At 46.3% G+C, this 12,850-nt stretch carries 14 protein-coding genes; 9 read left to right on the top strand and 5 right to left on the bottom strand.

The window, feature by feature from the left end; all coding sequences use genetic code 11:
* Positions 1–921, bottom strand: coding sequence for an HD domain-containing protein (locus B3S86_RS01840; protein WP_035409417.1), 921 nt, complete (start codon positions 919–921; stop codon positions 1–3).
* Between the two features lie 104 nt (positions 922–1,025).
* On the opposite strand from B3S86_RS01840, the gene B3S86_RS01835 reads away from it, so the two are divergent.
* The 3 genes from B3S86_RS01835 to B3S86_RS01825 all read left to right on the top strand — a co-directional run bounded on the left by B3S86_RS01835 (position 1,026) and on the right by B3S86_RS01825 (position 3,344).
* Positions 1,026–1,931 (top strand): magnesium transporter CorA family protein, encoded by a 906-nt coding sequence (locus B3S86_RS01835; protein ID WP_290748588.1) that lies wholly within the window; start codon positions 1,026–1,028, stop codon positions 1,929–1,931.
* A gap of 63 nt (positions 1,932–1,994) precedes the next feature.
* Positions 1,995–3,074: a DNA polymerase IV gene (gene dinB, locus B3S86_RS01830; RefSeq protein ID WP_290748585.1), complete on the top strand. Its 1,080-nt coding sequence runs from the start codon at positions 1,995–1,997 to the stop codon at positions 3,072–3,074.
* A 57-nt stretch (positions 3,075–3,131) separates the two neighbouring features.
* On the top strand, positions 3,132–3,344 hold the full coding sequence (locus B3S86_RS01825) for a YhzD family protein (RefSeq protein ID WP_056059948.1): 213 nt from the start codon (positions 3,132–3,134) through the stop codon (positions 3,342–3,344).
* Between the two features lie 53 nt (positions 3,345–3,397).
* Here B3S86_RS01825 and B3S86_RS01820 read toward each other — a convergent pair whose 3' ends face one another.
* Complete coding sequence (locus tag B3S86_RS01820) at positions 3,398–3,772, bottom strand: YlbF family regulator (protein ID WP_023467337.1); 375 nt, start codon at positions 3,770–3,772, stop codon at positions 3,398–3,400.
* Between the two features lie 20 nt (positions 3,773–3,792).
* Positions 3,793–4,929 (bottom strand): DUF445 family protein, encoded by a 1,137-nt coding sequence (locus tag B3S86_RS01815; protein ID WP_290748578.1) that lies wholly within the window; start codon positions 4,927–4,929, stop codon positions 3,793–3,795.
* A gap of 78 nt (positions 4,930–5,007) precedes the next feature.
* On the opposite strand from B3S86_RS01815, the gene B3S86_RS01810 reads away from it, so the two are divergent.
* The 5 genes from B3S86_RS01810 to B3S86_RS01790 all read left to right on the top strand — a co-directional run bounded on the left by B3S86_RS01810 (position 5,008) and on the right by B3S86_RS01790 (position 8,974).
* The gene (locus B3S86_RS01810) at positions 5,008–5,841 is read left to right on the top strand and encodes a PucR family transcriptional regulator (protein ID WP_035409426.1); all 834 of its coding nucleotides are present in this window, start codon (positions 5,008–5,010) and stop codon (positions 5,839–5,841) included.
* A gap of 117 nt (positions 5,842–5,958) precedes the next feature.
* The gene (locus B3S86_RS01805; protein ID WP_035409428.1) at positions 5,959–7,065 is read left to right on the top strand and encodes an ABC transporter ATP-binding protein; all 1,107 of its coding nucleotides are present in this window, start codon (positions 5,959–5,961) and stop codon (positions 7,063–7,065) included.
* A gap of 164 nt (positions 7,066–7,229) precedes the next feature.
* Positions 7,230–7,997, top strand: coding sequence for a transporter substrate-binding domain-containing protein (locus B3S86_RS01800; RefSeq protein WP_035409429.1), 768 nt, complete (start codon positions 7,230–7,232; stop codon positions 7,995–7,997).
* A complete protein-coding gene (locus B3S86_RS01795; RefSeq protein ID WP_035409432.1) occupies positions 7,994–8,644 on the top strand; it encodes an amino acid ABC transporter permease in 651 nt (216 codons plus the stop codon). The genes B3S86_RS01800 and B3S86_RS01795 overlap by 4 nt, the downstream gene beginning before the upstream one ends.
* 141 nt (positions 8,645–8,785) lie before the next feature.
* Positions 8,786–8,974 carry a hypothetical protein gene (locus tag B3S86_RS01790; RefSeq protein WP_035409434.1) on the top strand — a complete coding sequence of 63 codons (189 nt, stop codon included), beginning with the start codon at positions 8,786–8,788 and terminating at the stop codon, positions 8,972–8,974.
* Between the two features lie 174 nt (positions 8,975–9,148).
* Here the strand turns inward: B3S86_RS01790 and B3S86_RS01785 are convergent, their stop codons facing one another.
* On the bottom strand, positions 9,149–10,045 hold the full coding sequence (locus B3S86_RS01785) for an aldo/keto reductase (RefSeq protein WP_290748571.1): 897 nt from the start codon (positions 10,043–10,045) through the stop codon (positions 9,149–9,151).
* 137 nt (positions 10,046–10,182) lie between these two features.
* The gene (locus B3S86_RS01780) at positions 10,183–11,919 is read right to left on the bottom strand and encodes a phospho-sugar mutase (RefSeq protein WP_290748568.1); all 1,737 of its coding nucleotides are present in this window, start codon (positions 11,917–11,919) and stop codon (positions 10,183–10,185) included.
* Positions 11,920–12,011: 92 nt separating this feature from the next.
* On the opposite strand from B3S86_RS01780, the gene B3S86_RS01775 reads away from it, so the two are divergent.
* Entirely contained in the window at positions 12,012–12,830 is an 819-nt protein-coding gene (locus tag B3S86_RS01775) for a sulfurtransferase (protein ID WP_290748566.1), read from the top strand.
* The last annotated feature ends 20 nt before the right edge of the window (positions 12,831–12,850 follow it).

The raw sequence follows: 12,850 nt of genomic DNA, 5'->3' as shown, positions 1-12,850 counted from the left end.
TTATAGCTTCGGACGGTAGAAAGCACGATTATCTAGTGCAAATGATCGTTCCGAGAACTGTCCCGGTTCGACATATTCAAGAAGACGATCCATCATCGTCATTCGCGCATCGAGGTTATCGATCAAGAACAAGACTTCAGCCTCACGCATTTGTGGTGCTACAGCAGATCCCCATTCCGGTCGTCCATGATGGCTTAAGACGAGATGTTGCAAGACAGTCAGTACTTCTACGTCAATTTGTAATTCTGCTCCGACTTTTTCGAGTTCCGCTACCATCATCGTAATATGACCGACGAGTTTACCAGGCAACGTATATTCCGGTGCAACCGGATCGGATAACTCCTTGATTTTCGCATAATCGTGTAGAATGATGCCACTGATTAGCACGTCACGGTTTAAGGTCGGATAGAGTTGAGCGATTTGATCCGCTAAGCGCAACATCGAAAGGACGTGGTACGACAGTCCCGAGTAAAAGGCATGATGGTTCTTGACCGCTGCCGGATGCGTGAAGTAGGCGTCAAATCGTGAAGTGATCAAATGTTTGACGAGCTTTTTCATGTCACTGTTTTGAATCGATTCTACGAACGCGAGTACTTCCGTCTCAATCTGCTCTCGTGGAATAGGTGCTGATTGAACATAGTCCTCGACATTCGTCTCCTCTAGGACCGTAATTTGTTTGAGCTTCAGTTGTGTCCGTCCTCGATAGTCCATGACTTCTCCAGCAGCATGAACGATTGACTTTGGCGCATATTTTTCAAGGTCACTCGTATCCCACATCTTCGTCTCGATTTCGCCTGTCTTATCCGTCAAGATGAGCGTCAGGTATGGTTTCCCATTTGCTGCAATTCCTTTGACTGCTTGCTTGATCATCGCTCGTTGATCGAGCGTTTCTCCAACTGCTAACTTCCCGATTCCTTTCATTCTTGAAACACGTCCTTTATCTGTAAAATAGGTGTCTTTTTTATATTCCATTGACTACACTTAAGGCATATACTATTTCATTCTACTATATGGGAGTCATGAACATGGAACTGGAACCTCAATTTAATTGGTCCCGCTATCTCGATTTAGCTGACTATGAACAAATATTTCCGACGGCTGCCGTCGACCAATCCGAAATGGACTGGATCACGCAGTTGCGATCGAAAGATATGAACTTCACGCGTTCAGAAAAAGGGGTTCTCTATGGCGCTGTCGTCACATGGCAAAACCCTGTCGACAAAAGTGACCGCCGCTCGATTTGCTTTTATGTAACGAAAGAAAAACTGATCACGATCGGATTGTCGGATTCAATCGTGTCCTTAGTCTCACCCTATTCTCCCGCTCATCCATTCGCGGCTTTTTATACGATTCTCGCTTTACAGTTGAATACGTATTTCGCCGGTATCGATCAGTTTGAGACAGAACTGTTTTCAAGACAAGATGAACTACGCGGCAGCATCAATGAAGATTCGCTTGATAGCATCTTCGCGTTACGCGACACGATTGAGAACTGGTCCGATTTGATCGTTCCATTTCAAGAACTCGTCATGGCTGGCGAAGAGTCGTTTCTCGAGGAAGAAACGTATCTTGAGGACATTTCCTTGAAACTAGCTATGAAACGTGTCCGCCGTCTGTTGATGCTCATTGAACACTACCAAAAAGACATTGAAGTCCTTCTCGACTTATCAACGACCGTTTCGAACTTCCGAGGAAACGAGATTATGAAGGCATTAACGATCTTTACTGCCGTCGCGACACCGACGATGGCCCTCGGTGCGATTTGGGGGATGAACTTTAAAATCATGCCGGAATTAGACTGGAAATACGGCTACGCCATATCCCTCGGTCTAATCTTTTTATCGACTAGTGGTATCTTTTACTGGATGCGCTGGCGTGGATGGTTAGGCGCTCTTGTGCGTATGCCAAAGAATAGTCGACCAAAAAAATAGATATCAGAACATAAGTTCGTTATACTAATTGTATCATATCCACTGAAAGGAGATGCTTGTCCGATGGAACGAAAAATCATTCATATTGACATGGACGCCTTTTACGCTTCCGTCGAGCAACGCGATCGTCCTCGATTAAAAGGTGTTCCCGTCGTCGTTGGTGGACCCCCTCATGCCCGTGGTGTCGTAGCGACCTGTTCCTATGAAGCACGGAAATACGGCATCCATAGCGCGATGCCGTCAAGACGCGCCTTTCAGCTCTGCCCTCGCGCGGTCTTCATTCGCCCCCGCTTTGACGTCTACCGAGCTGTCAGTGCGCAAATCATGGCGCTTTTCCGAGAAGTGACACCGCTCGTCGAGCCTCTCTCGCTTGATGAGGCGTACCTCGATGTCACGGAAAATTATTTTGATCAAAAAAGTGCAACCTATATCGCGCAATATGTTCTACAGCAAATTAAAGAACGGACGGGTCTGACAGCATCTGCCGGTGTCTCTAACTCTAAACTCGTCGCGAAGGTCGCTTCCGGATACGAGAAGCCGAACGGGATGACGGTCGTCCCACCAGAAGAAGTTCTCAATTTCTTGTCTCCATTGAAAATTGGAGATTTACATGGCGTCGGAAAAGTCACAGAACAAGCGTTACGAAAACAAGGAATTGAAACCGTCGCGGATGTCCAAGCAATGCCCGTCGAACAATTACGAGCAATACTTGGACGCGATCGGGGAGCGGAACTACATGCGATGGCGCATGGGATCGATGAACGACCAGTTCGTCCGGAACGCGAGCGAAAATCGATTGGTTCTGAGACTACCTTTGAAGAAGATACCGAGGATATCGATACGATATTTGAGACGTTGATTCGAGAATCAAAATCTGTCATTGCAAGTCTTCAAAAAAAAGAACTCGTCTGCCGAACGATTACGATCAAGTGGAAGACCGACACATTCCAGTCACGTTCGAAACGGCATACGTTTGCAGAAGAGACGGCGGACGAAGAACGATTACTTGAGGAAACAACGAAACTGTTCAATGGCATTACCTTCGATGGACCAATCCGCTTGATTGGTATGACGGTGAGTCACCTCACAGCTCCTCCCGCTGCGAGACAGTTGACGTGGCAGGACTTGGACTTACGCTTGTGAAATGAATAGCGATTCATTATACTGAGTACAAGACCAATCAGACAAGGGGGAACAAGTATGCAGTATACGATTACAGTATTTTCAGATCGTGGTGAAACGTTACTCGATGACGTCTTTGAAGCAGAGACGGATGGTCAGGCACGAGAAGAAGGGATTCGGCGCTTGAATGAAAGCGGTTATGCCCATCATGCAGCTCGCGTTACACGTTCAGGTCGTCTCATTCATTTCGAGCGCGCTTACTTACCACGAATCGTTCCTGCTTCATCTTAAACCATACTAAAAAAGGAAGACGCGCTATATCGGCACGTCTTCCTTTTGTTTACTTATTGCACGTCGTCTTGTTGCTCCATCATTGGCGCATAGAGCTCTTCTAACGGCTTCATGATGATTTGTGTGACTTCCGTCAACATCGTGTGCATCCGTTGCTCTTCTTGCATCAGCTGACTGATCAATGGGTTGTTTTGGACTTCAAGCATCTTTGTTTGGGCAGACGCCATATCGTCTGGTGTAATTTCTTCACCCTGCATCTGTTTTTGTTGTAATTCGAGTTGGATGTTACGGAACGATGCGAACAATTCGTTTGATTCCGGATCTGCGTTAACTTGCGTATACAAATCTTTTAATGTCGTGTACTCCGAAGTTTCGCGCAATGCGCGCTCCAGTGTGTACGCGTGATCGTATAAGTTTGTTTCTGCCATGAGTAAAACCTCCAATTTGTTTAGACGAGATAAAGCCCCGCCTGTATCAATCCAATTAAACCACCTAACAACCCTCCAAGCCAAGTGATAGCCCGGAATTCCCGCTTGGAAATCGATAAGACGATTTCCTCGAGATACGCAGTATCCAGCAAATCGACTTCTTCTCGAACGATTGTTTCGAGATCGAGCGTCTGAAGGATCTGCCCGATTTGATTCGTCGTCCGTTCGAATAGATGATCGATGATGACAGGGACATGTTGCTCGATTAATTGTGACTCGAGTGGATTCAACCAGACGCGTAACGGTGTAGCAAGCATCGACTCAATCGGTAAACGTGCCATGACTTGTTCTTTGACGGTCTGTCGAATCCGCAACTCCGTCTCTTCCATCATATAGGATGAAAGCGGGCGATCCAGTCCCTTTTGCCATTCCTGACGTAATAAAGAAAGAATGAACTGAGACGTCGACTCTGATTGAAGTACCCTTTTCAGCTCCGGCTGAATCATATCGACGATGTTGACATTTGCGAGCAACATCCCGAACATTCCGCCACCCAGTCGCTGTTGGATGAAACGAGCAACGGTTTCCTCGAGTTGTAGACGTCCTTCTGGTCCGTCAAAGTATGCTTCTGCTTGGTGTAATACGGATGCGACTAGTCGCGGCATGACTTCTTCGATTTTTTGTTCTCCGCTTGCTCCGATCAAGTTTCGCACAGATTGCTCCCGCCATTTATTCATCAGACGCGAAAACTCCTGCTCCAAGTGATAACTGATCTTCCCTTGGATCCGTTGTTTTGGTTCGTCGATGAATCGACTAATCCACGCTTCCGTCGTCTCTTCCGAGCGTGTCCATTTCATGACTTCTTGTTCGACGAGACGCGTGACGGCTCCACGAACAGCTGGTGATGCGAGACGTTTCCCAATCCCTTCTGGCGTCAAGAGATGCTTGACGACCGTCCGTCCGAGATTTGCTGCCAGTTCATTCCGTCGTTTTGGAATCAGACCAGGCGTGAATGGTACGCGAAATTTTCCAATGTATTTCGGTTCAAGTGGTCGAAACAACATTCGGATCGCCAAATGGTTCGTGATCGCTCCGATAAGAGCACCGATGATGACGATTCCAACAAGCTTCAACACGAGTAACAAAGTGTCTGACATAAGTTATCATTCCTTCCGATTTTCGACTTATGGTAAAGTCGAGATAGTTAGTTATGTACGATTTAGGAGTGATGCCGTGTGTTACGACAACTGATGACTGTATTCAATGACCAGCTTACGACCGATCCGAATCTGTATTGCCAGGAACAGTATAGCGTATATCGTCTTACAGATGGGCTTTGTTTTGGGATCAAGACGACTGCCATCTCCGACCGTGAACAACAACTGCTTGATGTATTTGCCGAGCGCATCATCACGACGTCGCGGTCAGATATCGATCTATGGCGAGAACGTCTCCAATCTGCTCATGCTGTGGAAGATCGACCATTTCGACTTGTCCACTTTTTATTTAATCCAACTGATGAACGTATGAGTGAGGAAATCCAACAACTGCTCTCCTCTTTCTTTTCGCAGACCAGTACGCTCATTCCTTTCAGTACTCATCGTTTTACGATCATCGAACGAGAAGAATTCGTTATTGAGGCAGAACTACACGATTTATTTTTAGCACTACAATCTGATTTTGTGCTCGATGGTAAGGTGTTGCTTGGTCAACAGCGTGCTACCGGCGACATTGCCGTTCAATTCCAACTCGAACAAGCAGCGCTCACCTCCGTCCCTTCCATGCAAATCGAACGTTTTTTACCTGCCATGACTCGTCTTGCAAGTCTAGATGACCGATATCGGGCAACACTCGTCGATCAGTTCATCCTGTCCCTCGAGCCAGAGTCTCGTGAGACGATCCTCGCTTTTTGCCGAGCTAACTTGAATGTCTCTTTGACAGCAAAACATCTATTCTTACATCGGAACAGTCTCCAGTATCGACTTGACCGGTTGACGGAACAGACGGAAATCGATGTCCGGTCGTTTGAAGGAGCTACTTTCCTTTATACCTTGCTACTTGTAGCATGATGCCTAATTGAAAACGTTTGCATTTAGTCAGGTTGTCCATAGGCAGACTACCTGACTTCTTTTATACTATTTCTTGTAAGCGTTATTATTTCATCATTTACTAGGGGGAACTACAACATGGCTGAAATTCGTCTTGAACATATCGATAAAATCTACTCAGGTGATGCAAAAGCGGTTGATGATTTCAATCTGCATATTAAAGATAAGGAATTCATCGTCTTCGTTGGACCATCTGGTTGTGGGAAATCGACGACACTCCGGATGATCGCTGGACTTGAAGAAATCTCAGGTGGAGACTTTATCATCGATGGTAAACGCATGAATGATGTAGCGCCAAAAGATCGCGATATCGCGATGGTCTTCCAAAACTACGCTTTGTATCCACACATGAACGTCTTCGATAACATGGCGTTCGGATTAAAGCTTCGGAAGTTCCCGAAAGATGAAATCAAGCAACGCGTTGATAACGCAGCTCGTATCCTTGGTCTTGAAGAATATCTCGAGCGGAAGCCAAAAGCACTCTCTGGTGGTCAGCGTCAACGGGTCGCGATTGGTCGCGCCATCGTTCGTGATGCTAAAGTCTTCTTAATGGATGAGCCGCTCTCGAACTTGGACGCTAAATTACGTGTACAAATGCGTAAGGAGATCATTCAGTTACACAAACGTCTTGAGACGACGACGATTTACGTCACGCACGATCAGACGGAAGCGATGACGCTTGCGACACGGATCGTCATCATGAAAGCCGGAATCATTCAACAAGTCGGTACGCCGAAGGAAGTCTATGATCACCCGGATAACATGTTCGTTGCTGGATTCATCGGTTCACCATCGATGAACTTCTTGACAGGTAAACTGGCAGAAGACGGTCTCTTCCATGTTTCAGGAACAGAAGAGAAATTCGAAGTACCAGAAGGAAAAATGAAAGTTCTCCGCGACCGCGGTTACACGAATAAAGATCTCGTCCTCGGAATTCGTCCAGAAGACATCCATGCGGAATTGATCTACCAAGACACTAAAACAGCACATCGTTTCCCAGCGCATATCGAAGTTTCTGAATTGATGGGTGCAGAGTCTTATCTCTACTCAAAAGTCGGACAACAAGCATTCACGGCACGTGTCGATTCACGTTCACATGTCGAGATGGGATCACAGCTTGATCTCTTCTTCGATATGACAAAAGCACACTTCTTCGATGCTTCAACAGAAGCAACGATTCGTTAATCACATCATCGATCAGTTATGATGTTTCAGACTGTCCATTTAAGGGCAGTCTTTTTTATTGACAGACGTTCCTGTAACTTTGTATGATACTGCTTGTAGCTTAAAATTAATCCTATTCGAAAACTAGGAATTGAAATCATTCATTTATAAAAGGAGAGAGCGCTATGAAACACGGTTTGAAATTAGCTGTAGCAGCATTATCGACAGCGGGGGTGCTTGCAGCATGCGGCGCTTCGAACGACAACGCAGGTTCTGGTAAAGAGTCAAAAGTCATTACAGTCGGAACGGAAGCAACATACCCACCTTTCACTTATAAAGAAAAAGGAAAATTGACAGGTTATGACGTAGACGTCATGAACGAAGTCGCAAAACGTGCCGGCTATAAAGTCGATTACAAAGCGATGGACTTTAAAGGACTCATCCCGGCACTTGATTCAAAACGAATCGATGTCATCGCGAACCAAATGGGCATAAACAAGGATAGAAAAAAGAAGTATGCTTTTTCTGATGCGTATACAGTCTCTGGTTCAACGATCATCGTCAACAATAAAACGAACGACATCAAAACACTCGACGACTTAAAAGGAAAGACAGTCGGTTCGACACAAGGTTCACTTTATGCAAAAACGGCTGAAAAAGCAGGCGCTAAAGTAAAATACTATAAAGGTGCGAACCAAGTCTTAAAAGATCTTGAAGCAGGTCGCGTTGATGCAGCACTGAACGATCGCCTCTTCGTTTTGACGCAGTTGAAAAAAACTAATTATAAAGTTAAAGCTGTTGATAAGACATTTGACAAGAACGAATCAGGCTTCATGATGGCGAAAAATAGCAAGTATACAAAAGACTTCAACAAAGCACTCGCTGAGATGCAAGAAGACGGCACTCTTGCAAAAATCGGTAAGAAGTACTTCAACGAGGATATCAGTAAGTGAGTGAATTACTGACGATCGTCCGAGATAACTCGGACGTCTACGCAAAGGCGATTGGCACGACCCTTCTAGCAAGTGGTCTCGCCATCGTCTTTGCGCTTATTCTCGGGTTGATTCTTGCCGTCATGCGTGATAGCCGCGTTGCCGTTTTCAGCGGTTTTGCACGTTTATACGTCTCGTTCTTCCGCGGAACGCCACTCTTGTTGCAAATCTTGATTCTTTATAATGGTCTCGTCACGCTTCAATTAACTGGATTCCAAGCACTTGCCTTCGGTTTGTCGCTTCACTTTTCCGCATATATTTCGGAATCGTTCCGCGCTGCCATCTCCTCTGTCGATCGTGGACAATGGGAAGCTGCTGACTCACTTGGAATTCCGCGTCGCAAGACATTCAAGGACGTTATCTTGCCGCAAGCACTATCTCGGGCGATTCCACCGCTTTCGAACTCTGTCATCGATATCATCAAGTCGACATCACTCGGTACGATCGTTGCTGTCGAGGAATTAACGTACGTCTCTGACCAGATTTCAGCGACGACATACCTCGTCATGCCGCTACTTTTGTTCTCCGCTGCAATTTACTGGATCATGTCAACACTTATTCAAAGCGTCCAACATCGTTTAGAAGCACGTTTCAGCATTCCAGAATGAATTTTTCACACTTGGAACCGTTAGGATTTCAAGTGTATTTTTTTAGATTTTTTGAGGTTTAGCACTAGTCAATCCGGGAATAATCAAGTATACTAATAAAAATCAGAATTATCTGACAAATTACAAAGGAGCGTGGCCGAGATGAAACAAGTAATTGAAGCTTTCCGTAGACAAGATGCAGAGCAGCGAATTCCAGTGCTACGTCTCGAAATCGATTATGAGCTCAGTACGCTCTTCGATGCGATTCAAGCCAATGACCAAGCTGGCATGTCAGCAAGTAAAGATCGTTTAGATAAATATCGTCAGGAGATGCTTCGCTTAGAAGCTTAACCTCATAGATCTCCCATCTCTCCTCCCCCTTGAGATGGGACTTTTTTTGTTTACTGTTACTCTATTCATAAACGAAAGAGAGGATCGTTTCCAGATCGTGTACTGGTTGATCCTCTCGCTTCATTTCTTAAACAGAAAATATTTTATGCGTTTATTTCTGTCTCACAGTCTAGATTAATCGACATCACGACCTCGTGATGCCTTCAAAATCTCAAACCATTGCTCGCGCGTCAACGACAGATTCGTCGAACGAACAGCAGATTCGATGCGTTCAATCTTACCAGAACCAACGATCGGCATGATACGTGCTGGATGTTTAAGTAACCATGCATATGCGACTTCGTCGATTTCTTTTGCCCCGATCTTTTCAGCGATCTCAGCTAATTTTTCACGTAACGGTGCGTATCGCTCGTCCTTAAAGAGACGACCGCCCGCAAGCGGACTCCATGCCATCAATGGCATCTCATTTTCATGACACAGATCGACGGATCCATCCTCGAAATGTTTCAGTTCCGAAACCGATAACTCGAGTTGGTTCGTCACGAGCATGAACGGTAAGCGTGATTGTATAAGACTCTGTTGTGCAGGTGTATGGTTCGATAGACCGAATGTCCGTACCTTACCCGCGTCCTTCAGCTCAACGAACGCTTCTGCAATCTCGTTCGGATCCATCAATGGATCTGGACGGTGAATCAACAACGTATCGACGTACTCGACATCGAGTTCTTGCAGGGAACGATTGACCTGTTTGATAATATGCTCTTTCGTCGTATCATAGAACGATAATGACTGATCCGAGAAATGATTCCCTTTCATCTTGATGCCCGTCTTCGTGACGATCTCCATCCGGTCACGTAATTCCGGTTTTAAGGCAAGAGCTTCCCCGAATAAGCGTTCATTCGTATAATCGCCATAGATATCTGCGTGATCAAACGTCGTAATTCCTAAAGCAAGGCATGCTTCAATCAATTCAAGACGCTCTTCCTTCGTCATTTCCCATTCATTCAATCGCCACAGACCATGAATGATCCGTGAGAATGATAAATCTTCTGTTAGCTGAATCCGTTCCATGTTTCTTCCACTCCTCTATCGTATGAACTCTATCTCGTTTACTGTACCTCAAAATGGTAACGGTTGCACGAATTTCAATTTTCAATGCTCTAAGACAAAAAACAGGATTCCGTCATCGACGGAATCCTGTTTAGGACTTATTGAATTTGCTCGACTTCCTGCATGACTTCATCTTCGATTTGCTGACGTTTTCGTGTCGTCTCAGCAGCATCTGGTGACGTGACGCTGAAATAGAACTTAATTTTTGGTTCCGTGCCCGATGGACGAAGGCAGAACCACGATCCATCACTGAGCGTGAACTTCAAGACATTGGATTTTGGCAGATTGATCGGTGAGGGTTGATGTGTCTTCAGATCGTGAGCGATGCTCGCATCATAATCCTCGAACAAGACGACCTGTTCTCCAGCCACTTGTTTTGGTGGATTCTCACGGAACGTATCCATGATACGACCGATCTGTGCCACGCCATCCTTCCCTTTGAGCGTCAGAGAGCGGAGTGACTCTTCGAAGTACCCGAACTGCTCGTAAATCGACTGTAATGCCTCATAGAGCGTCCGTCCTTCTTTTTTGTGATACGCAGCCATCTCAGCAGCTAACAAGCACGCTTGGACGGCATCCTTGTCGCGGCAGAAGTCCCCGATGAGATATCCATAGCTCTCTTCATAGCCGAAGAGATACTCATATTGACCCGATGCATTGTATTGTTTGATTTTTTCCCCGATGAACTTAAAGCCTGTCAACGTGTTCTCGACATGGAGATCATAATGACGTGCAATCAACGCACCTAGTTCTGAAGTAACGATTGTCTTCGCGACAAATCCGTTCTCTGGTAGTGTCCCCTGCGCCGCTTTTTGTGAAAGGATGTAGTCAAGCAACAATGCCCCCGTCTGATTCCCTGTCAAGACTGTCCATTCTCCGTCTGCATCACGTGTTACTACTCCGACGCGGTCAGCATCGGGATCCGTCGCAATCAAGATATCGGCATCTGTACGATCTCCGTATTCGATCGCCAGTTTAAAGGCAGCATGTTCTTCCGGGTTCGGTGACGTCACGGTCGGGAATGCACCGTCTGGCTCTGCTTGCTCCTTGACGACTGTCACGTGTTCGAAACCGTAACGTTTCAAGCCTTCTGTTACCGGGACAAGTCCTGTTCCGTGAAGTGGAGTGAAAACGATTTTTAGTGGATCGGCTAATTCCGATTGGATTGAAGGTAAGACACGAATCGTCTGTAATTTTTCTTGATACGCTTCGTCAAGTTCTTCGCCGACACAGACGATTAAACCGTTCGCACGAAGGACTTCTTCTTGCTCAAGTTCAATCGACAGCTCGTCTTCGATTTGACTGACGTACGATACGAGTTCATCCGCTTCTTTTGGTGGAAGTTGTCCACCGTCGTCTCCGTACACTTTATATCCATTGTATTCTGGTGGGTTGTGACTCGCCGTAATGACGATCCCGCCCGCTGCTTGTAAAGACCGAACCGCAAACGAAAGTTCTGGTGTCGGACGTAGACCGTCGAACAGATACGCTTTGATGCCGTTACTTGCGAGCGTCCGTGCCGCCTCCAGCGCAAATTCTGGTGAGAAATGGCGTGAATCGTGTGCGATGACGATTCCTTTTGCTGCCGCTTCTTCTCCTGATGCCTTAATAAATGCTGCGAACCCTTGTGAAGCTTTTCGAACTGTATACACATTCATCCGGTTCGTTCCGACACCGATCTCCCCGCGCATACCACCTGTTCCAAACTCGAGTTCTTTATAGAATGCTTCTTCAGCTGCTTTTTCATCCGCTGCTAGCGTGACGAGTTCTTCTTTTAATGTACTGTCAAGATCAGCGAACTGATCCCATTTTTGATAGGTTTCTTTCCATGACATAGTAAATCGACTCCTTTTTGAATGAGGGTAAGACTTGCGATGATACGATACCTTTCATATGATTAACACTAGAAAGGGTAAGGTGATGAGGCATGTTTCCTACGATTCAAATGGCAGACCTTCAACAGCTCGTCCGTACGGATCAGATTCGCTGGTTTGACTGCCGCTATGACTTACAACAACCTGAATATGGACGAAATGCTTTCTTAGAACAACACGTCGAAGGTGCACAGCACCTGGATTTAACGACTGACCTTTCTGGTCCAATCGATGAGGTCGGCGGTCGGCATCCGCTTCCTTCAAAAGAAGCGTGGCAACACACACTGGAACAGCATGGTGTGACCCCGGAAGACTTCGTCGTTTTGTATGACGATGGTTTTCCATATGCCGCTCGTGCATGGTGGTTATTTAAATGGATCGGACATGAGCGTGTCGTAGTTCTCGAGGGCGGATTCTCCTCTTACCTAGCGTTCGATCTTCCGGTTACAGACGAGACTTTTACTTATGAACCCTCTCAGTACACGCCGCGTTTCCAAGACGAGATGGTCGTCTCGTTCGAAGAGCTAAAGGATCAGCTGACAGAAACGCTGGTCATCGATTCCCGAGCGCCCGATCGGTATCGCGGAGAAATCGAACCACTCGATCATGTCGCCGGACACATTCCGGGTGCCGTAAATTGTTACTTTGAACAAGCACTCTCACCAGATGGTCGTTTACGAGATGCGGAAGATCTGAAAGAACTATACGCCGACATCCTGCCGGTCACGGCACCTATCCTCTACTGTGGAAGCGGTGTGACAGCGTGCGTCAATGTCATCGCTCTCCACTCACTCGGGAAAACCGATGTCCGGCTTTACGCCGGCTCTTATAGTGATTGGGTCAGCCGCGGTGAAGACGTCTCCCGTTCGTAAACATCAGACGCTGACAGAAA

Source organism: Exiguobacterium sp. UBA3968 (assembly GCF_002385115.1).
Classification (GTDB): domain Bacteria; phylum Bacillota; class Bacilli; order Exiguobacteriales; family Exiguobacteriaceae; genus Exiguobacterium_A.
The sequence above is the reverse complement of the archived record's forward strand: the minus strand, read 5'-3'. Positions and strand labels throughout refer to the sequence as shown.